This window comes from Halomonas sp., from assembly GCF_052095765.1.
Classification (GTDB): domain Bacteria; phylum Pseudomonadota; class Gammaproteobacteria; order Pseudomonadales; family Halomonadaceae; genus Halomonas.
Genome location: NZ_JBQDJZ010000048.1, coordinates 1 through 19,838, shown reverse-complemented (window position 1 = coordinate 19,838; position 19,838 = coordinate 1). Strand labels below are relative to the sequence as shown.

Here is a 19,838-nt window from a genome sequence, read left to right as displayed (position 1 = left end):
CCGGCAGCTGCCTGAGAAGTGGGAAGCCTCGCCCGTGGCGCGTCAGCGCTTAGGGTGGGGAGCAGTCACGATGACAGTTTTATTTTCCGGTTAACTCTGTCGTTATTTTATTATCACTTATGATGGAGATGTGCTGAGTCGTGATATTTCCTAGAAAATTAATTAATACGATTTGGCAACGCTCAGATGCTTGGTTTTGTCCAAGTCCGCTATGGGTAAGTGGTGTAGCAACACTGCTACTTTATGCGACATGTCGTGTGCTCTGGCCATCTGTAGGTAGCAGTGCTGAAAGCGTAACAGGATTGCTCGGTCTTGTAGCTATATTGATCTACGGTAGTGGACTGCGTTCAAGTGCACCACTTTGGTTGTTGGTAGTTGCGTTGTTGGTGCAATGCTTGTCTTGGTGGCTGGGCTATCAGCACCATCCAGAATGGGTTGCTGATAACCCCCAGGTAGACCGTCTTGCGAAGCTGTTTATATTTGTCGCAGTTGCTTGGTGGTTGGGCGGGCATACGTCCAATACCTTGTTGTTATGGGGGGTAGCCGCGCTTGGCTACCTTGCTGCAACTTTGTTCATGGACGGTGCTTATCAGGACTGGTTATTAGGGCTTAAGGGCGCGCGGGTGGATTTTGGCATTCGCAACGCCCAACACAGTTCGATGATGTTTGGCGTGATTCTGATGGCAATGGTAATTTTGGCGCCGCGTTTGTTGCGTGATGGTAAGTGGCGCTTGTTGCGTGGCGGCGCTTGGTTATTTGTCTTGGCACTTTCTTTGGTTGGCGTGTTGGTTGGCCAGACGCGAGCTGTGTGGCTTGGGTTAGCTTTGGCTATGCCACTTGTTTTGATTGTCTGGTTTGTTTACCACTGGGTAAAAATTGGTGGTATAGCGCCACAGGCTCTCGGCGCTGTCAGTCTAATAGCTGTGTTGGTGTTTGGCTTAGCTATAGCGGTGCTTGGTAAGCCTTTAACTCAGCGTTTAAGCGCTGAGAGTGAGGTGATTGAGCAGGTTGTCAGTGGGCAGTTTGATAGCATCCCCTATACCAGCATCGGAATTCGCATAAATACCTGGCGTGCCGGTGCTGAATGGATAGCCGAGAGGCCTCTAGTGGGCTGGGGTGGCCAGGGGCGAAGTTTGGCCATAAAGCATACAGAGTGGTTGCCGGATGATGTGAAAGAGAACTTTGGCCACTTGCATAATTTCTTTCTGGAAATATGGGTGGCTTATGGTTTATTGGGGGTAGGGCTAATACTTGCTCTGGCTATTTGGGTTGGACAAGGCTGTTGGCGCAGTTGGCGGGCGGGTGTATTGCCAGGAGATCTGGCGTTGTTTGGAGCGTCATTTTTTGTTTATTGGTTGGTGGTCAATCAATTCGAGTCCTACAACAGTTTCTGGACTGGTGTTTATATACATAACCTGGTGGTTGGTGGATTGGTAACCCATGTTTGGCGCTGGCAGTGTCAGCGATGAATGATGTGGGGTGCGTAGTCGAAACGCATCAGACAATACTCCGCGCTATCCCAATATCATTTGGCTGTTGTTGTGTAGCGCGCTGCTGCAAGTCGGACAGGAGTTTGCTTGGACGTGAGTCTATCTAATTTTTCGTTTTCAGGAATTTGGCAGCGTCCGGCAGCGTGGCGCTGTCCAGATGCGTTATGGCTTTTTGGTGTTGCGACACTGCTTTTGTATGCTGGCCTGCGAATACTGTGGCCTACTCTGGGTAGCACTGCTGAGACACTGAGCGCGCTGCTTGGGCTGGTAGCGGTCCTCGTCTATGGCCATAAGCTTCGTTCAAGTGGCCCTTTATGGCTGCTGTTAGCGGCACTGATGGTACAAAGCCTGTCGTGGTGGTTTGGTTATCAGGATCATCCCGACTGGGTGGAAAGCAACCCTCAGTTAGACCGTCTCGCCAAGCTGTTCATTTTTATCGCGGTGGCTTGGTGGCTGGGGGGAAGTACGCGAAATACAGTGTGGCTGTGGGGGTTGGCGGCTATCACCTATGTGGCAGCGACGCTGGTTCATGGTGGCTTGCAGGAGTGGTGGGACGGCTTGGCCGGCCAGCGCGTAGGTTTTGGTATCCGCAATAACCAGCATGGTTCGATGATGTATGGTGTTGTGTTACTGGGGCTAGTGGTCCTGGCTCCTCGCATTATGCAACATGGCCGGTGGCGCTGGATACGACGTTTAGGTTGGCTGTGTTTAACTCTTATCTCATTAATCGCTGTTTTGATTGGTCAGACGAGAGCCGTCTGGTTGGCTCTTTCTCTTACGCTTCCATTGGCGCTGATGGTCTGGCTGATTTATCAATGGTGGCAGAAAGGGGGCATCTCGCTGCGTATTTTTGCAGTAGCCAGCTTGGCCTCGTTGATATTGGCGGGTACAGCAATTACTACGCTACATGAGCCGCTGACCAGCCGTATTTTCAATGAAAGTGAAGTGATTGAAGCATTGGCAAATGGCGAGTTTGAAGACGTCCCTTATACCAGTATTGGTATTCGCATTAATACGTGGCGAGCGGCAGCTGAGTGGGTATCTGAGCGTCCGCTCGTAGGCTGGGGGGGGAAAGGGCGTAGCTTGGTGATCGAGCACACTGAGTGGCTGCCCGAATTTGTCAAAGAGAACTTTGGGCATTTGCACAATTTTTTCCTGGAAATCTGGGTGGCTTATGGCTTGTTAGGCTTGGCGGTCATCTTCGCGCTAGCCCTGTGGATTGGTCATGGGTGTTGGCGTAGTTGGCGGGCCGGTGTGCTGCCAGGCGACCTGGCGTTGTTTGGAGCAGCCTTTTTTATTTATTGGATAGTGGTCAATCAATTTGAGTCCTATAACAGCTTCTGGACGGGGGTGTATATTCATAACTTGGTGGTTGGAGGTCTGGTCACACATATTTGGCGCTGGCAGCTTGAGCAGGTAGCGGAACAGGAGCAAGAGCTCGCTGCTGGGAAGGAGACCTCCTAATGCGCACTCTGGTCGTGGTTCGCTCGCTCAAAATGGGCGGTATGGAGCGGGTGGCGGTTAACCTAGCCGACGCGTTTGCTGAAGGGGGCCACGACAGTCACCTGCTCAGTCTACGTAGTGTGGAGAATCCTCTGAGTCCGGAGCACTCGGCAGTTACCCAGCACCTTCTGCCGCTGAACCGCTGGACACGTTTTACCGGGCTTGGCTTGGTGTTTGAGCTGTTCGCTAGGCTGATACTGAATCCGCTACTCCAGCGCTCGGTGTATCTGGGCACTGGTATTATGGGTGGTGCGGTGTTCTGGCTGTGGCTTAAACTCTTTGAGCGTAAGCATGGCAAGGTCGATCGGCTAGTGTTTCGTGGTGTGGGTACCTTTGAACAGTTGTGGTCGTTCCGTGATAACCGGGCACGTTATGTGCTGGAAAACGTCATGCAGGCCAAAGGGAAGATTAATGAACAAAGCCTATCCACCAGCAGTTTGAAATATCGGTTCTGGTTGCTGGGGCGCAAGCTGTTTGGGCGTTGCCTGTTACATAAGAGGGCGCTTATAACGGTGTCGTCCGGGGTGGCTGATAGCCTGCGCGAAGCTATGCAGGTTTGGCATTTTCAACCCACATCGTTGCAGGTGATAACCAACCCATGCCCGTTGCAGAGTATTCGCCAACGGATGCTTGAACACCAGCCGGCGATTCCTGAAGAACCTTACCTGATTAGCGTGGGGCGGTTGGTACCGGCCAAGGATCATGCGCTGTTGCTGCGAGCTTATGCGCGAAGCGGTGTGATGCTGTCATTGGTATTGGTAGGGGATGGTCAGGAACGCCAACGCTTGCAGCATTTAGCCGACGAGCTGGGTGTCGCCGAGAGAGTGGTATTTGCAGGCCAGCAAGACAACCCTTATCCATGGATGCATCACGCGCGGTTGTTCGTTTTGACATCGCGCTTTGAAGGTATGGGCATTGTGCTGTTTGAGGCGTTGGCCTGTGGTACGCCAGTGCTCAGTGTGGATTGCCCTGGCGGTATACGTGACATATTAAAGGGCGAGCTTGAAGACAATATTGTCGAGCGTTCTGAAGAAGCGCTAGCAGAAGGGCTGCGCCAGCATGTGGTCGGTGACAAGCCGCCGATACGTGACGCCTGGCTGGATGACTTCTTGCCGGAGCGGGTGGCTGAGGCGTTTTTGGCGTCTTAGGCAAGCTAGCAGTCACGCAAGCTTTTTGCTTTTCTTTAATGGAGCGATAAATGCCGGCCTGCGTCAGCCAACAGCTCGGCTTTCCACAATGCGTTATACCCCCTTGCTCTGTGGTGGCAGAGGGATTTGTTGTGGCCAAGTGTCGTTGACGATAAATACACGTAGCCAGTTATGAGGTATGCCGCCGGGGTAGCCGTCGGGGTAGCGAAGTGCAAGCTGCACAGGTGTGGTGTCGACACTGAAGTGGCTGCTCAGCTGGTGTTTGAGTTGTGCCAGAGGAGCCAGGTTGTGCTGTGGAGGCGGTGCGAGCCAGTAAGGTTTATTTAGCCTGGCGCCGCGCATGCCGGCTGGGAAGCGCTCAATGAACTCCTCCCAGTTGCACCAATGCAGCCATCGTCCTTTCAGATGCTGGGGGTTGGTGTGGCGTGGTGCTGGAAGATTGCCTGTCAGCGGATAAAACAACACGCCCGGCATGGCCAGGCGTTGCGATACTTGCCCTGGTGGGCAAATACCCAAATGCCTGGCTAGCGCATCCCGCGCCTGGGTGGTGTGGGTGATGGGAAGCTGATGCTGTTGAAGGTGAGAGCTCTTAATTGCCAGGCTGTCCTTGCAGTCGGGGCCAATCCAGCGTGCGTGATCGTCCGCAGCGCCAGGGCCATTGGAAAGGCCCAGGTAATACTTGGCAGTTACCTCAAGGTGGATCGGCAGGCCCGACTCGCGGCAGCTGTAAATCAGGTCCAGCTCACCCAGAGTGCGTCTGTTGTCAATGATGGGCAGGTTGTTTGCCAGTAATCGGGTGCCCGGCGCTGACGATAGCAGCAGCTGCCAGAGCTTTTCGTGGTAGAGCCCCAGCGGTTGTTTGCTGACGTCGCCAAATGCTGATGCGAGCTGCTCTGGGCTGTTTTCCAGCAGGGCTATAAAGCGCTGCCTGGCCTGTCGTTCGGTCAGGCCCAACTCAGTGAGGCTGGGGCGTCTGACATCCTCCAGGTGCAGCAGGTCGGGCGCTTCAAGCAGCCACGCTAGGTCGCGCACCTGTGGGTGCTGCCAATGATCGAAGCAGTGATCAAACGAGTGCGACGTGTGAAGCTGGGACATGATTTTCAAAGACGTAGAGTTGACGGCTAGGCCGGAATAGTGAAAACAATAGTGGAACGACGGCTGTTAACTCGTCACCATACCAATTAATTAATCATTGGCGTAGTCAGGAACCCTGTTGCTAGAAGCATCGTTGCTAACATGCCTTTGGAACTCACTCCCAAGTCGCTATCCATGAAGGTGCTATCCATGAAGGTGCTGTCCATGAAACTGCCGTCCTTAAAACCAGTTGTGTTACGCCATGTCACCACAACCTTTGCCGCTGGAAGCCTGTTGGTCCTGGCTACTGCTCATGCTGCAGGCCCGGTAGTGATTGGCTCAAAGATAGATACCGAGGGCTCAGTGCTGGGTGAGTTGGTATTACAGCAACTTAAAAACGGCGGCGTAGACGTCAAGGATCGCCTGCAGCTAGGGGTGACTAACATCGTGCGCCAGGCGTTGGTGTCTGGTGAAATTGATATCTACCCCGAGTACACAGGCAACGGCGCGTTTTTCTTTGATATGACCGACAGTCCTGTCTGGCAGAAAGCCGATAGCGCCTATGAAGCGGTGCGTGACAAGGACCTTGAAGCCAATCAGCTAGTGTGGCTGACACCTGCGCCGGCCAACAATACCTGGGCCATCAGCGTGCGCGGCGATCTGGCGCGTGACAACGACCTCACAAGTCTTGAAGACCTGGCGGATTATCTGCAGGCGGGTGGCAAGCTCAAGCTGGCGGCCAGCGCTGAGTTCGTTGAGTCGCCTCAGGCGCTGCCGTCGTTTCAGGAAGCCTATGACTTTGAGCTGAGCCAGGACCAGTTGCTGGTGCTGTCGGGTGGAAACACGGCTGCGACCATGCGCGCCGCCGCACTTCAGACGGATGGCGTCAATGCCGCCATGACCTACGGCACCGACGGTGGCTTGCAGGCGCTCGACCTGCAAGTGCTGGATGACAACCTTGGTGTGCAGCCGGTCTATCAGCCGGCGCCGGTAGTGCGTCAGAGCGCACTGGAAGAGAACCCCGAGATTGAAGCGCTGCTGGCACCGCTGTTTGAGGCGCTGGATCGTGACACCTTGCAGCGCCTGAATGGCGACGTGGCGGTGAATGGTCTGGACCCGGCCAGGGTAGCCGCGGACTTTCTCAGTACGCTGGATAACTGAGTGGAACGTCTGACAAGGTAAGGAGCAGTCGATGGCGGGCACGACAAAGGCCAACTCCACGACCCTTTCAATGACCAATCCAGTGCTGATTTTCCTGATGGTTGCCGCAGCGCTGGCCTGGTTGATGTTGACATCGGTCAGCGTGGCACCGAATCGGATCGTGCCCGGCAATACCTATAATGTGCTGGGTGTGGCCGGTTGGCCAGGGTTGGTAATCAGTTTGTTGCCGGTGTGTATCGTCGTTTGGCTGGCACTGAAGAGCTCGGCGCGTCAGCTGAAATGGGTTGCGTTGCTGGTGGTGTTAATGTTGGCAGCGTTGCCGTTGTGGCTGGCGCTTGCAGCGCATCACCTGGTGAGTCCGGATCTGCCCGGCGCACGGTTGGGTATCGGTTCAGGTGTGTGGGCTGTGCTGTTTCTGCTGCTGTTAAGTCTGATTGAAGTGCGTACCCGGCTGGGGTTGTCGCGTTGGTTGGGTGGTCTGTTGCTGCTGATCCCACTGGTTAGCCTGGGGCTGGTGCTGACAGCGACGCCCTGGCTCGATAGCTTAGCGTTGCGGCGTGAGTTCGTGACACGCAGCGATGCGTTTTATGCTGCTGTTGGCGAGCACCTGTTGTTGGTAGGTACTGCGGTAGGCTGTGGTCTGGTGATTGGTGTCACCTTGGCGTTGATCATGCGCCACTGGCCTCGACTCAGAGGGCCAGGGTTCACTCTGCTCAATTTCCTGCAAACCATTCCCAGTCTGGCGCTGTTCGGGTTACTGATCGCGCCTTTGGCGTGGCTGGCTGCCAAGCTGCCCTGGCTAGCTGCACTTGGCGTTAGCGGCATTGGTTGGGCACCGGCGCTGTTGGCGCTGATTGGTTACAGCCTGCTGCCGCTGGTGCGTAATACCTTCGTGGCGTTGGATGATGTCGATCCCGGCGTGATTGATGCGGCCAGAGGCATGGGCATGACGTCGGGACAGGTCTTCCGCCAGGTGCGCTTACCCCTGGCGCTGCCGGTGCTGTTGGAAGGCGTACGCATTACGACGGTGCAGGCTATTGGTCTGACTGCCGTCGCTGCACTAATCGGTGCCGGTGGGCTGGGGCGCTTCATATTTCAGGGCCTGGGTCAGGCGGCTATGGACCTGGTGCTGCTGGGTGCCTTGCCAATTTTGATCATGGCGCTGCTGGCTGACGCTCTGCTTGGTGCACTGGGCGAATGGCTACAACCGGGAGGCGCCACATGATTGAATTGATAAATATCGGCCGCCAGTTTGGCGATGTTTGGGCCGTTCGTGATCTGAATCTGACCATCAACAAAGGCGAGTTCTGTGTGCTGGTGGGCACCTCTGGCTGTGGCAAGTCCACCACGCTGCGCATGATCAACCGGCTGATTGAGCACAGTGCCGGTGAGATACATATTGATGGCCAGCCGATTCGTGGCTTTCGCGAAGAAGTGCTGCGTCGGCGCATTGGCTACGTGATCCAGAATATCGGCTTGTTTCCCCACTGGACGGTGGCGCGCAATATCGGCCTGGTGCCGCGGCTGCTGGGCTGGAAGCCAGAGCGAATTGCTGCAAGGGTTGATGAACTGATGGCGCTGCTAGGCATGAGCACGGAGCGCTTTTCTGGTAAGTATCCGCGCCAGCTTTCTGGTGGTCAGGCCCAGCGTATTGGCGTTGCCAGAGCGCTGGCGGCTGATCCGGACATTCTGCTGATGGATGAGCCTTTTGGCGCACTGGATCCGCTGACCCGGGATGGTCTACAGGATGAGCTGTTGTCACTGCACCACCGGCTCAACAAGACGATTGTGTTTGTCACCCATGATATGGACGAGGCTCTGCGTCTGGCCGACCGGTTGGTGGTCATGCACGAGGGCCGGGTGCGCCAGCAGGGCAGCCCTATTGAGCTGCTGCGTGAGCCAGCCGATGATTTTGTGGAGTCGCTGCTGGGAGGTAACAGTCGCGGCCTGAAGGAGGCGGCTCTGACGCCCGTTTCTCAGCGCATGCGTCCGGCTGCAGTGACATCAGATGCCCCGGTCATTGAAGCCACCAAGAGTCTCAGGGAAGCGCTTTCGCTGATGCTGTGGCACCGCGTGGACCACCTGAATGTTGTAGATGGTGTCAGCAAAAATACCGTAATGCCAGCAGACCCCGCTCACATCCTGGGTGGCCTGAAGCTGGCCGATATAGTCACTGCGCGGGCACCGGTGGGTGCGCCCGGGGGGGCGCAACCTTGAGCCGATTGCGTGGGTTGGTGGTGCCACTGGTGTGGCTGTGTCTGTTGCTGGGCGCCTGTGTTGCCATGGATCAGCTCGAGCCGGTGTTTCGCTGGATCGAGCCAGACAGCCGCACTGTGATTTACGCGCGTGCTGATTTTCTCAGCCTGCTTGGCAACCACCTGCTGGTGGTCAGCGTGGCGGGAGTGTTGTCGATTGTCATCGGTGTTGGCGCGGCAATTGCTGTCACCCGCCAATGGGGGAAAGACTTTCTGCCGCTGGTGGCTCAGGTTGCCGCTATCGGCCAGACCTTTCCGCCTGTGGCAGTGTTGGCGCTGGCGGTTCCGGTGTTGGGTTTTGGTACCTTGCCGGTGATTGTGGCACTGCTGCTGTATGGGTTGCTGCCGATCGTGCGTAATACACTGGCTGGCCTGCAGGGCGTATCGGCCGAGGTCCGGGAAGCTGCCAGAGGCATGGGCATGCGACCTTACCAGCGGTTGTGGCTGGTTGAGGTGCCGCTGGCTGCTCCAGTCATCGTTGCTGGTATTCGCACCTCGATCACCATCAACATTGCCACCGCCGCCATCGGCGCCACCATGGGCGCCAGCAATCTTGGCGACCCGATCATCTCCGGCATCGTCAACGGCAATACCGCCCATGTGCTGCAGGGCGCACTACTGATCGCGTTGTTGGCCCTCTGTGTCGATAGCCTGTTTGCCTGGTTGCAGTCAGCGCGAAGTGGCATCGCGCAGGGCTAGCCCCCTCCGACCCGATAGAACTGATCGCTTCGCCAAGCCTGCATAACGGTGATCTGAACGCAGATGTTTTCTGTCATTCGGTTCATTGCAAAAGGTGCTGTTGAGGCACCTTTTTTGTTCCGCCAGCAATAACCAAATATGAAAAAGTGTGTTTGTTTTCTGTGGTCAATCGCTGCAGTTTACGTTAACGTCAGGTTGAGGCGTTGATGGGCGCCGGGGCAATCCCCTGGCGATCCCGAACAAAACAGACAACACTGTCCTCACAAGGGACAAGGATCATGACGATGACCACAGCGCATGAGATTCACACGCCGGACTTTCTGTCTGGCCATGAAGTCAAAATTCCTACCTACCGGGTGCTGTCCCAAGATGGCAGTCAGATTGAGGGCGCCGAAGGGCCAAACCTTGATCGCGATAAAGCGCGACGAATCTATCAGGCGATGATTGGCACGCGGGTGCTGGACGAGCGAATGATGTCCGCTCAGCGACAGGGGCGGCTGTCGTTCTATATGCAGTGCACCGGCGAAGAAGCCGCAGTGATTGGCGCAGCGGCAGCCCTCGATGATGCCGACATGATCATGGCGCAGTATCGCGAGCAAGGCGCTCTGTTGTATCGCGGTTTCAGCATTGATGAGTTCATGAATCAGCTGTTTGGCAACGATCTGGACTACGGCAAGGGCCGGCAGATGCCGATTCACTACGGTTCGCGCAAGCTGCACTACATGACGATTTCCTCGCCACTCGCGACCCAAATTCCTCAGGCGGCGGGTTACGCCTATGGCCAGAAACTGGCCGGCGATGGCCTCTGTACTCTGGTGTTTTTTGGTGAGGGCGCAGCATCGGAGGGTGACTTTCACGCCGGATTAAACATGGCGGCAGTACACGAAGCGCCAGTGATCTTTTTCTGCCGTAATAATGGCTACGCCATTTCCACGCCGTCGTCGGAGCAATACGCCGGTGATGGCATTGCGCCGCGGGCCTTTGGCTACGGCATGCATGTGATCCGGGTTGACGGCAATGATCTGCTGGCGGTTTATCGCGCCACCCAGGATGCTCGTCGTATTGCGGTAGAACAGAACAAGCCGGTGCTTATCGAGGCCATGACCTATCGTCTTGCCGCCCACTCATCGTCGGATGATCCATCGGGCTATCGCTCGAAGAAGGAAGAAGAAATCTGGCGCGAGAAAGACCCTGTGCTGCGTTTCCGCACCTGGCTGACTGCCCAGGGCTGGTGGAGTGATGATGAGGAAAAGTCACTGCAGGAATCGTTGCGTCGCGAAGTGCTCGAGACCCTGAAGCGTGCCGAGAAGCGTCCGCCGCCGCCGCTGGAAAGCCTGGTGACTGATGTGTATGCCGAGGTCACGCCGGCCTTACAAGGCCAGCTGGAGGAGCTCACTGCCCATATTCGCCGCTACCCCGATGCCTACCCCAAGGGCGCACGCTTGTTGGGTCTCGGCGACGATGCTACCCGCGATGACTCTCAGGGAGGCATCTGACATGCCGACTCTTAACATGCTGCAGGCGATCAATCAGGCGCTGGACATCGCCATGGCCGAAGACGACAAGGTGCTGTGTTTCGGTGAAGACGTGGGAAGCTTTGGCGGCGTATTCCGTGCTACCAGCCACCTGCAGGAAAAATACGGTCGGGCGCGCTGCTTCAATACGCCACTGGTGGAGCAGGGCATCATTGGCTTTGCCAATGGCCTAGCAGCACAGGGCTCGGTGCCGGTGGCCGAGATCCAGTTTGCCGACTATATCTTCCCTGCGTTTGATCAGATCGTTAATGAGACGGCCAAGTTTCGCTATCGCTCCGGTGATTTGTTTAACGTCGGTGGCCTGACCATTCGCACGCCTTACGGCGGCGGAATTTCTGGTGGGCTTTATCACTCCCAGTCCCCAGAGGCGTACTTTGCCCACACGCCGGGGCTCAAGGTGGTGGTGCCGCGCAACCCGTACCAGGCCAAAGGGCTGCTGCTAGCCGCTATCCGCGATCCGGACCCGGTGCTGTTTCTCGAGCCCAAACGTCTTTACCGGGCGTCTACTGGTGAGGTGCCTGAGGAGGACTACCAGCTGCCGCTGGGTGAAGCCGAGGTGATCAGTGAAGGGAGCGATATCACGGTGGTTGGCTGGGGTGCCCAGATGGAAGTGATTGGCAAGGCGGTAGAGCTTGCCGAGAAGGAAGGCATTTCCTGTGAGGTGATTGATCTGCGCAGTATCCTGCCCTGGGATGAAGCGACGGTAGCTGAGTCGGTGCTCAAGACGGGGCGCCTGGTGGTGACCCACGAAGCACCGCGTACTGGAGGCTTTGCCGGCGAGATTGCCGCGGTCATTCAAGAGCGCTGTTTCCTGTATCTTGAGTCGCCAATTCGGCGCGTGACGGGGCTGGATACGCCGTTCCCGCTGACGCTGGAGAAGGAATACATTCCCGATCACCTCAAAGTGTTCGAGGCGATTCGCGACAGTATGAACTTTTAAGCTCGGTATCAGGACAGGAGAGGCGCCATGAGTGAATTCAAACTGCCCGATATCGGCGAAGGTATCGTGGAATGTGAGGTTGTTGAGTGGAAGGTCAGTGAGGGTGATTTTATCGCCGAGGACCAGCCGGTGGTCGAGGTGATGACCGATAAGGCGCTGGTTGAGATCACCGCGCCGAAAGCGGGTCGGGTAACCAAGCTGTTTGTGGCCAATGGCGAGATCGCCAAGGTGCATGCGCCGCTGTTTGCCTATGAGTCGGAGTCAGGTGAGACAGATACAGCGTCTTCGTCTTCCAGCTCGTCCGCAGATAAGTCGCTGAAAGATACGCCGCCTGAAGAAGCAGCTCCAGAGAAGGCTCCGGGGGCAACATCGACACCAGCTCAGACGACGAACAAAGCTGCCGCCAAGCCGCGCGACTTTATTCTGCCGGATATCGGTGAGGGGATCGTCGAATGTGAGGTAGTCGAGTGGCGGGTCAGTGAGGGCGAGGCCATCGCCGAAGACCAGCCGGTTGTCGATGTAATGACCGACAAGGCGTTGGTGGAAATTACCGCGCCCGAGGCGGGTCGCATTAGTAAGCTGCACGTGGCCAAAGGCGAGATCGCCAAGGTGCATGCGCCGCTGTACGCCTATTTGCCTGACGATGATTCAGGTGCTGATGACACAGCTGAAGAAATGGGGAGTGCGGGGCGCGCCACACCAGAAAATCGTGAGACGCAACGGCCGGCGGCGGGTTTCACCAGACAAGGGCAGGGCTCCCATGGCCGTATTCCAGCCAGTCCGGCGGTGCGCCGACTACTACGTGAGCATGATCTTGAGCTGGCCCAGGTACCAGGCTCGGGCAAGGATGGCCGGGTGCTCAAGGAAGATATTACGGCTTGGCTGGCGTCCGGCCAGACGTCGCCGGCCGCTGCCACGGAAGCTGCATCTGCAAGCGCTCAACCGGGCAGTGAAGAAAAGCGCAGTACAGGTGTCATGCAAGCAGAGGTGCGCATAGAGCCGATGCGTGGCATGCGTGCGGCCATGGCCAAGCGCATGGTGGCCTCGGCCAGCACGATTCCGCACTTCCAGTACGGTGAGGAGGTCGATGTCACCGAGCTTGTGGCCCTGCGCGAGCGGCTCAAGCCGCGTGCCGAAGCACTGGACGCCCGGCTGACGCTGATGCCGTTCTTCATGAAGGCCATGGCGTTGGCGGTCGCCGAGTACCCGATTCTCAATAGTCAGCTCAGTGAGGCTGGTGATGAGATCCGCTATCTGCCCTCGTGCAATATCGGCATGGCGGTGGACGGCAAGGCGGGGTTGATGGTGCCTAACGTCAAGGGTATCGAACAGCTCAGTTTGCTGGATATCGCCCGGGAGACTCAGCGGTTAACCGAAGGGGCGCGGGACGGACGGGTTGCCCAGTCCGACCTCAAGGACGGCACCATTACTATCTCTAATATCGGTGCTTTGGGTGGTACCTATGCTGCGCCGATCATCAATGCCCCTGAGGTGGCCATCGTGGCTATCGGTAAGACCCAGTGGCTGCCGCGCTTTGATGATGCCGGCGACGTCTGTCGGCGCGCGATCATGACGGTGACCTGGGCCGGCGATCACCGGCTGATTGATGGTGGTACCATCGCGCGCTTCTGCAATCTATGGAAGAGCTATCTGGAGTCGCCGGAGACCATGCTGCTGCATCTGGGCTGAAGGCGGTGGTGCTGAGCGGGTAGCGGTGAGGTATGGGCTGTGCCAAGGTATGCGCGTGTGAAAAATTTGGTGCCGGCAGGATGCCGGCAAGCGCCATTGATAAACAGGGGCTCAGATGTTCAGTTTCACTGCAACCTATACCGACCTGTACCAGCTCAGCATGGCGCAGGCATACTTTAAGAGCGACTCCCATTTACAGGATGCGGTGTTCGATTACTATTTCCGCAGTAATCCCTTTGGTGGTGGCTACACGATTTTTGCCGGCCTAGAAGACCTGCTGCAAACCATTGAGTCACTGCACTTTAGCGCTGATGATCTGGCTTACCTGGCCACCCAGAATTTCCCCGAAGACTTTCTCGCCTACCTGAAAACCTTCCGCTTTCGCGGGCGGATTTTCTCGGTCCTTGAGGGCGAGGTGGTGTTTCCGAATCAGCCTGTGTTGCGGGTAGAGGGCACCCTGATCGAAACACAGCTGATTGAGACTTTGCTGCTCAATATGCTGAATTTTCAAAGTCTGATTGCGACCAAGGCATGCCGCATGCGCTGGATTGCAGGTGACCGGGCACTGCTGGATTTCGGCCTGCGCCGGGCTCAGGCAACAGGCGGCTATTACGCGAGTCGGGCTGCTTTTGTGGGTGGTGTGAACGCGACCAGCAACGTGGTAGCTGGCAAGAACTTCAATATTCCTGTTGCCGGCACCATGGCGCACTCGTTTGTGCAAAGCTATGACGATGAGCTGGAGGCGTTTCGTGATTTCGCCGTGCATCGTCCTGAGGGCTGTGTGTTGTTGGTCGATACCTACGACACCCTCAGAAGTGGTGTACCCAATGCGATTACTGTGGCCAAGGAAATGCAGGCCCGTGGCCAGCGTCTGCAGGCCATTCGCTTGGACAGCGGCGACCTGGCTTATCTGTCACGCCAGAGTAGAAAGCTGCTAGATGCGGCTGGGCTGGAGCAAGTGCAGATTGCGGCTTCGAACTCCCTGGATGAGCACGTCATTAAGAGCTTGCAGGAGCAAGGGGCTGCCATTGATGTATATGGTGTGGGCACCAGCCTGGTGATTGGTAAACCTAACGGTGCGCTGGATGGCGTTTACAAACTGGTTTATTCCAACGGCAAGCCGCGCATCAAGCTGTCAGAAAGTCTGGAAAAGGTCACACTGCCCCATGCCAAACAGGTGTCACGACTTACCACCGCTGACGGCCAGTGGATCGGCGCCGATGCCATCGGCCTGAGCGATGAAACCGAGATTGAAGTGATGCATCATCCTTCCGATCCGTTCAAGCGTCTGGCGCTTAGTGAGCTTCATCAGGAGCCACTGCTGCATGAGGTCATGGCCAACGGCGACATCACTATCAGGTTACGCCCACTGACCGAAATTGCCGAGTATTGTCAGCAGCGCTTTGCCAAACTGCCACAGGAATACAAACGGTTCGATAATCCGCACCGTTACAAAGTCGGCCTGAGCACGACGCTGAAGCAGGCGCAGGAAGCGCTAATCAAGGCGCACAAGGCGTAGGTAGCCATCATGAATCAGGCCGCTCTACAGCAGTTCTACATTCCTGAAGACCAGTCGATCTATCTGCTCAGGCAGGATGACGCGCGCAAGCTCAAGGAGTGGGTGGCGCTGTGTCAGAGCAAGCTAGCACAGCTTGGCTATCGTGATATTGGGCTGATCGGCAAGGGCGCCTATGGCTTCGTGTTTGCCGGCCTGACCGAGCAGGACGAGGCCTATGTGTTCAAGTTTAGCCGCATCACTTTACCCCAGCACCTTCAAGATCGCCTGGAAGAAGAGGCCTTCATGCTGGAGCAGGTGGCGCACCCGCGGATTCCTCGGTTGATTGCGTATCAGCGCGTGCGTAACCAGTCGATTCTGGTCATGGAGCGGGCCCCGGGCATCAACCTGGAAGAGGTGTCGCTGCTGCGCGGGCGTCTTTCTCCACGGCTGGTAGTACGTATTGCTGCTCAGCTGGCTGATCTTCTGGTCGCACTGCGCTGTGAAAAAAGCTCCGCCGGTCGGCCAGTCGTGCACGGTGATATCAAGCCGTCGAACCTGGTGTTCGATGAACGCGACGAGTCCATCGCGCTCATCGACTGGGGGTCATCAGTGTTTGCCCAGCTCGATGCCAGCCAGCAGTTTGTGGTGACCAACGTCATGGAGCTGATGTCAGACAGCATGCAGCAGACCAATGCGCGGCTGGGTGATGTGTACTTCATCGGCGAGGATCAACTCAACGGTGCGCTGTCATCGCCGCGCTTCGACGAGCAGGGTGCTGCCGGTACCCTGTATGCGCTGGCGTCCGGTCAGTCCTGTCGGTTTGGTCATCAGGCGATTCCGGCGACGTCGCTGGGGCTGCCCATGGAATTTGCCCGCATGCTGGATGGCATGCTGGATGCCGACCCGATCGTACGCCGCCAGGCTGGTGACTACTACTTGCGTGAAATGCCGCGGCTGGCACGGCTAGTGATGCTCGACTTGCCCGTGCCAGAAGAGCAGCCACTAGTGCCGGTGTGGAGTCGAGCGCTGGATCGTGACGTTGATACGGTGGTGTACAGCTCACGCAAGGCGTTTTTGCGTGAGGAAGAGCATATCAACAGCCTGGATCACGTTGATGACGTCCAGCTGGATCGCTATTACAAGAACTTCATGCAGGGCATGGGGGAAACCGAGAAAGCTTTTCTGGCCTCAGTCAGTCGGCTGGGCAAGTATCCTGTGGTCGGCGGGCTGGCGGTGAACTGGGAGGCTGACGGTGTTCATATTGACGCCTCGCTGATCCTGCACGACCCTGAGTTGAAGCCGGCCTTTGTGGCCGCGGTCAACAACATGGTCACGCTGGCACGTGGTGTGCATCGTCAAGGTATTTTCAAGAGTTGCTTGTTTAACGCACGCGATACGTTGCACGTAGAGCGGGAGTCGGCTGATCAGCCATTTCCTGTGCCTAGCGGATCGCTGAAATACGAAGTCAGCTCGGTGCCGGAGCTTGAGGATCACACCCGGTTGCACAGCTATTTTGAGGATGGGCCTGACCCGGAAGAGTTTCTTACGCTGCCCGAGGCGATCATCGATACCCTGAAAACTCTGAACGAGATCCACCATACTGGCATGATCATCTTCGAAGTGCTGCCTGAGCACATGAAGATACACAGCTATTACCGGCTACTGGACCCTTCTCGGGAAGAGGAGTTCCGCCAGTGTCTGGGTGATATCCTGGCGGCGGTGGGCTTGATTGAAGGGCTTGGCGTATCAGGTTTCATGAAGATGCCGTACAAAGACGTGCGCTTCTACAGCCGTATGCTTCGCCAGCCTGAGCGTTTTTATCCCAGAGATCCGCGTGCTGTCCTGGCTAAGGAGTTGGCCCAGGAAAATATCCAAGGTCAGCAAACGGCACTAGGCGGTGCTAGCCTAGGCACCGAGGCCGCTTTCACGCAGCAGCTGGTCGATAGTGCGGCCGCCCGATAACATCATGTCATCGCCAAAGTGTTCGGTTTCCAGCTGGCTGAGGCCATTGGCAACCAGTTGCTCAATCAACACACTGCGCTCCAGCCCTGTGTGAGCGATCAAGCGTTCAAGACGCATTTCCTGACTCCGAGAAAGACGTGTGAGCTTAGGCATGAATGCTATCTCCTTTGAGTAGTGTCACGCTTAGCATGATGGCATAACGTGACAGGGTGATGACGACAAAGGTGTCAGGCGAGACCTTGTCGCTCCATCACTTCAATAATGATGGGCACTGGCGTCATCAAGTGCGCCCGCATCATATCGCGTGCTTTGATCGCGTCTCGTTTGAGAATGATATCGACTAGCTCGGCATGCTCATTGCGTTTGCGGGCCAAGGCTTTTTCAGAGAGAACTGTCTCTCTCAGCCATAGGTGGCGATAGCGCTCGACCTGGTCGAACAGTTGGGCGCGCGCCTGCATTAAGTGCGGTGACTTGCAGCCAGCGGCAATTGCCGTATGAAACTCGCTGTGCCGGGTATCCCACACATCCAGTACTTGCTCGGTAGAGTTGATTTCAACGACTTTGGCCAGGGTGTGGGCGGTAGCCAGAATGCTGGCTTCCCAACTGTCGTCGCCGCGCTCTATTGCCAGCTCCAGGATCAGGCCTTCCAATTGGGTGCGGGCGTCATAAAGGTCAAGTAGCTCTTGCCGCGACATTGGCGCCACGCGATAGCCACGCTGGCTGATGGCCACCACCAGGCGCTCAGCAACCAGATGCGACAATGCCTCTCGAAGCGGGCCAACGCCCAAGTCGTAGCGCTCCTTTAGCTTGCTCATCAGCAGCTTTTCACCGGGCGCAAAGGCACTGCGGATGATGTCGTGCTTGAGCCGACTATAGGCGCTAATGGCAAGGTTCTGTTTCGGTGCTGTTTCCATGAGCTGACGCTATATTCCAGGTGTTTGTAATTAGGTTTCTGATCGACAATATTCGCTGATCGCAAAGATTGTCGATAATCCTTTCAACGGACATGTAGGCCATGAGAATGCCTTCGTCTGTCTGTTTTGTCGACTATCTTGCTTTGCGTTTCAATGTTTTCCACGCCGAATAGGTGCTTAGGAAGACGCGGCCGTTGAGCGTTTTTAGAAAATCACTGTTCTTGAGGCGGTCCATGACTGGGCCCTTAACCTCAGCTAGGTGAAGGGTCACTCGGGCTTCAGCAAGGCGACGGTTAATCGCGTCCAGGCTTTCCAGTGCCGAGGCATCGATCAGGTTGACCGCCGAGCAGATCAGTACCACGTGTTCAATGCCGGGGCGCTTGGCCACCAACGCTTGAATGGTGTCTTCCAGGTAGCGTGCGTTGGCAAAATACAGGCTCTCATCGATACGTAGCAGCGCCAGATGGTCGTCGGTTTCTGTTTCGTGGCGTGCGCTGTTGCGAAAGTGTTCGCTACCGGGAATGCGCCCCACTAGCGCGCTGTGCGGGCGGCTTGTGCGATACAGAAAAAGTGCGATCGACAGTGCCACACCGAAGAGCAGGCCGGTTTCTACGCCCTCTGCCAATGTCATCACCATGGTTACCGCCATGGCCGAGAAGTCGCTGCGCGAGTAACGGAAGGTACGACGCATCAGGGCAATATCGACCAGGGTGAGTACCGCCATGATGATGGTGGCTGCCAGGGTGGCCACCGGTAGATGGAAAAGCCAGGGCGTCAGCCACAGGGTGATTATGCCAATGCCCAGGGCAGCAAAGGCGCCGGCCATGGGGGTGCGTGAGCCAGCATCGACATTGATTACCGTGCGTGACAGGCCGCCAGATACCGGCATGCCAGCGGTGAAGGCTGCCGCCAGATTGGCACCGCCCAAGCCGATCAGCTCTTGGTTTGGCACGATGCGCTCACGGCGCCGCGCCGCCATCAACTGGGCCATGGAAATTGACTCGACAAAGCCAACCACGCTGATCAGCAGAGCAGGCATCCACAGCGCACGCCATAGCGCCGCATCGGGTAGCGGCAAGGTGAGGGGGGGAAGTCCGGCAGGAATGTGCCCCACCACTGCCACGCCGTGCTCGTGTAGCCCAAGCCAAGCGCTGAGCACGGTGGTCAGAATCACGGCAAATAACGGGCCAGAACGCTGGGTCAGTGTGACCAGGCCGCGGGGCAGACCCAGTCGAATCAAGGTGCGTCGGCCCCAGCGGCGCACAGCAATCAGCCAGGCCAGCGTGCCCAGCCCCAGCGTCACTGTGGGCAGATTGATGTCGCCTAGGTGGCGGGCCAGGCTGGTTAACAGCGAGACGGCGGTGTAGCCGCTGGCATCAACACCGATCAAGTGCGATAGCTGACTGATGGCAATTAACAGGCCCGAGGCCGACAGAAAACCGCCAATGACTGGGTGGCTCAGGAAGTTGGCAAAAAAGCCCATTCTCAGTGCGCCCATGATGACCAGCATGCCACCAGACAGTAGTGACAGGTGCCAGGCTGCTTGCAGATATTCCTGAGTGCCGGGCACCGCCACCCGGGATAGTGCTGCGCCTGTCATCAGGCCGATAATCGCCACCGGGCCAATTGCCAGGGTGCGGCTGGTGCCAAGCAACGCATAAACAATAGCGGGAAGTATGCTGGCATACAGGCCGACTACCGCTGGCAGACCGGCCAGTATGGCATAGGCCATGGACTGGGGTATGACCATCAGGGTGACAATCACACCGGCCATTAAGTCGCTGCTTAGTAGGCGGCGGTTGTAGTGAGGCAGCCACAGTAGGGCGGGTAAATATCGCTTAAGCATCGTTTGCTTCGTAATGAGGAGTATGCCTCCAATATCAGCGAGAGTGTTCTTGTTATCAACTCGATATGACTTAAGGAACCGCTGCTCAATTCGGTTCTAAGCGGCTGAAGCGCTCAGAATGGTA

The 19,838-nt window shown here is 56.8% G+C and carries 16 protein-coding genes; 12 read left to right on the top strand and 4 right to left on the bottom strand.

Going from position 1 to position 19,838, the window contains the following annotated elements; all coding sequences use genetic code 11:
- The first annotated feature begins 386 nt into the window (after positions 1-386).
- The 3 genes from ACTH3D_RS07815 to ACTH3D_RS07805 all read left to right on the top strand — a co-directional run bounded on the left by ACTH3D_RS07815 (position 387) and on the right by ACTH3D_RS07805 (position 4,141).
- Positions 387-1,469, top strand: coding sequence for an O-antigen ligase family protein (locus tag ACTH3D_RS07815; protein WP_441666504.1), 1,083 nt, complete (start codon positions 387-389; stop codon positions 1,467-1,469).
- Positions 1,470-1,583: 114 nt separating this feature from the next.
- Complete coding sequence (locus ACTH3D_RS07810; protein ID WP_441666503.1) at positions 1,584-2,954, top strand: O-antigen ligase family protein; 1,371 nt, start codon at positions 1,584-1,586, stop codon at positions 2,952-2,954.
- On the top strand, positions 2,954-4,141 hold the full coding sequence (locus tag ACTH3D_RS07805; protein ID WP_441666501.1) for a glycosyltransferase: 1,188 nt from the start codon (positions 2,954-2,956) through the stop codon (positions 4,139-4,141). Before ACTH3D_RS07810 ends, ACTH3D_RS07805 begins: the two co-directional genes overlap by 1 nt.
- A gap of 93 nt (positions 4,142-4,234) precedes the next feature.
- Here the strand turns inward: ACTH3D_RS07805 and ACTH3D_RS07800 are convergent, their stop codons facing one another.
- Complete coding sequence (locus tag ACTH3D_RS07800) at positions 4,235-5,236, bottom strand: DUF1853 family protein (RefSeq protein WP_441666500.1); 1,002 nt, start codon at positions 5,234-5,236, stop codon at positions 4,235-4,237.
- Between the two features lie 204 nt (positions 5,237-5,440).
- Here ACTH3D_RS07800 and osmF point away from each other — a divergent pair, with 204 nt between their 5' ends.
- From osmF to ACTH3D_RS07755, 9 genes are all read left to right on the top strand, one after another.
- Positions 5,441-6,376 (top strand): glycine betaine ABC transporter substrate-binding protein OsmF, encoded by a 936-nt coding sequence (osmF, locus tag ACTH3D_RS07795; RefSeq protein ID WP_441666502.1) that lies wholly within the window; start codon positions 5,441-5,443, stop codon positions 6,374-6,376.
- Between the two features lie 31 nt (positions 6,377-6,407).
- Positions 6,408-7,601 carry an ABC transporter permease gene (locus ACTH3D_RS07790; RefSeq protein WP_441666499.1) on the top strand — a complete coding sequence of 398 codons (1,194 nt, stop codon included), beginning with the start codon at positions 6,408-6,410 and terminating at the stop codon, positions 7,599-7,601.
- Positions 7,598-8,593, top strand: coding sequence for an ABC transporter ATP-binding protein (locus ACTH3D_RS07785; RefSeq protein WP_441666498.1), 996 nt, complete (start codon positions 7,598-7,600; stop codon positions 8,591-8,593). The genes ACTH3D_RS07790 and ACTH3D_RS07785 overlap by 4 nt, the downstream gene beginning before the upstream one ends.
- On the top strand, positions 8,590-9,330 hold the full coding sequence (locus ACTH3D_RS07780; protein ID WP_441666497.1) for an ABC transporter permease: 741 nt from the start codon (positions 8,590-8,592) through the stop codon (positions 9,328-9,330). The genes ACTH3D_RS07785 and ACTH3D_RS07780 overlap by 4 nt, the downstream gene beginning before the upstream one ends.
- Before the next feature lie 278 nt (positions 9,331-9,608).
- Positions 9,609-10,826 (top strand): thiamine pyrophosphate-dependent dehydrogenase E1 component subunit alpha, encoded by a 1,218-nt coding sequence (locus ACTH3D_RS07775; RefSeq protein ID WP_441666496.1) that lies wholly within the window; start codon positions 9,609-9,611, stop codon positions 10,824-10,826.
- Position 10,827: 1 nt separating this feature from the next.
- A complete protein-coding gene (locus tag ACTH3D_RS07770) occupies positions 10,828-11,805 on the top strand; it encodes an alpha-ketoacid dehydrogenase subunit beta (protein ID WP_441666495.1) in 978 nt (325 codons plus the stop codon).
- A gap of 27 nt (positions 11,806-11,832) precedes the next feature.
- Positions 11,833-13,494 (top strand): dihydrolipoyllysine-residue acetyltransferase, encoded by a 1,662-nt coding sequence (locus tag ACTH3D_RS07765; RefSeq protein WP_441666494.1) that lies wholly within the window; start codon positions 11,833-11,835, stop codon positions 13,492-13,494.
- Positions 13,495-13,609: 115 nt separating this feature from the next.
- Positions 13,610-15,013: a nicotinate phosphoribosyltransferase gene (locus ACTH3D_RS07760; protein WP_441666493.1), complete on the top strand. Its 1,404-nt coding sequence runs from the start codon at positions 13,610-13,612 to the stop codon at positions 15,011-15,013.
- A gap of 9 nt (positions 15,014-15,022) precedes the next feature.
- Positions 15,023-16,954 (top strand): protein kinase domain-containing protein, encoded by a 1,932-nt coding sequence (locus ACTH3D_RS07755; protein ID WP_441666492.1) that lies wholly within the window; start codon positions 15,023-15,025, stop codon positions 16,952-16,954.
- Here ACTH3D_RS07755 and ACTH3D_RS07750 read toward each other — a convergent pair.
- From ACTH3D_RS07750 to ACTH3D_RS07740, 3 genes are all read right to left on the bottom strand, one after another.
- A complete protein-coding gene (locus tag ACTH3D_RS07750) occupies positions 16,898-17,107 on the bottom strand; it encodes a hypothetical protein (protein WP_027966936.1) in 210 nt (69 codons plus the stop codon). The genes ACTH3D_RS07755 and ACTH3D_RS07750 overlap by 57 nt on opposite strands.
- Before the next feature lie 74 nt (positions 17,108-17,181).
- Positions 17,182-17,868: a DNA-binding transcriptional regulator CsiR gene (gene csiR, locus ACTH3D_RS07745; RefSeq protein ID WP_441666491.1), complete on the bottom strand. Its 687-nt coding sequence runs from the start codon at positions 17,866-17,868 to the stop codon at positions 17,182-17,184.
- Between the two features lie 133 nt (positions 17,869-18,001).
- Positions 18,002-19,714 carry a SulP family inorganic anion transporter gene (locus tag ACTH3D_RS07740; RefSeq protein ID WP_441666490.1) on the bottom strand — a complete coding sequence of 571 codons (1,713 nt, stop codon included), beginning with the start codon at positions 19,712-19,714 and terminating at the stop codon, positions 18,002-18,004.
- Between the last annotated feature and the right edge of the window lie 124 nt (positions 19,715-19,838).

Coding starts and splice junctions, on each gene's coding strand:
- ACTH3D_RS07805 (WP_441666501.1), top strand. CDS start 2,954: ATGCGCACTCTGGTCGTGGTTCGCTCGCTCAAAATGGGCGGTATGGAG.
- ACTH3D_RS07800 (WP_441666500.1), bottom strand. CDS start 5,236: ATGTCCCAGCTTCACACGTCGCACTCGTTTGATCACTGCTTCGATCAT.
- osmF (WP_441666502.1), top strand. CDS start 5,441: ATGAAACTGCCGTCCTTAAAACCAGTTGTGTTACGCCATGTCACCACA.
- ACTH3D_RS07790 (WP_441666499.1), top strand. CDS start 6,408: ATGGCGGGCACGACAAAGGCCAACTCCACGACCCTTTCAATGACCAAT.
- ACTH3D_RS07785 (WP_441666498.1), top strand. CDS start 7,598: ATGATTGAATTGATAAATATCGGCCGCCAGTTTGGCGATGTTTGGGCC.
- ACTH3D_RS07775 (WP_441666496.1), top strand. CDS start 9,609: ATGACGATGACCACAGCGCATGAGATTCACACGCCGGACTTTCTGTCT.
- ACTH3D_RS07770 (WP_441666495.1), top strand. CDS start 10,828: ATGCCGACTCTTAACATGCTGCAGGCGATCAATCAGGCGCTGGACATC.
- ACTH3D_RS07765 (WP_441666494.1), top strand. CDS start 11,833: ATGAGTGAATTCAAACTGCCCGATATCGGCGAAGGTATCGTGGAATGT.
- ACTH3D_RS07760 (WP_441666493.1), top strand. CDS start 13,610: ATGTTCAGTTTCACTGCAACCTATACCGACCTGTACCAGCTCAGCATG.
- ACTH3D_RS07755 (WP_441666492.1), top strand. CDS start 15,023: ATGAATCAGGCCGCTCTACAGCAGTTCTACATTCCTGAAGACCAGTCG.
- ACTH3D_RS07750 (WP_027966936.1), bottom strand. CDS start 17,107: ATGCCTAAGCTCACACGTCTTTCTCGGAGTCAGGAAATGCGTCTTGAA.
- csiR (WP_441666491.1), bottom strand. CDS start 17,868: ATGGAAACAGCACCGAAACAGAACCTTGCCATTAGCGCCTATAGTCGG.
- ACTH3D_RS07740 (WP_441666490.1), bottom strand. CDS start 19,714: ATGCTTAAGCGATATTTACCCGCCCTACTGTGGCTGCCTCACTACAAC.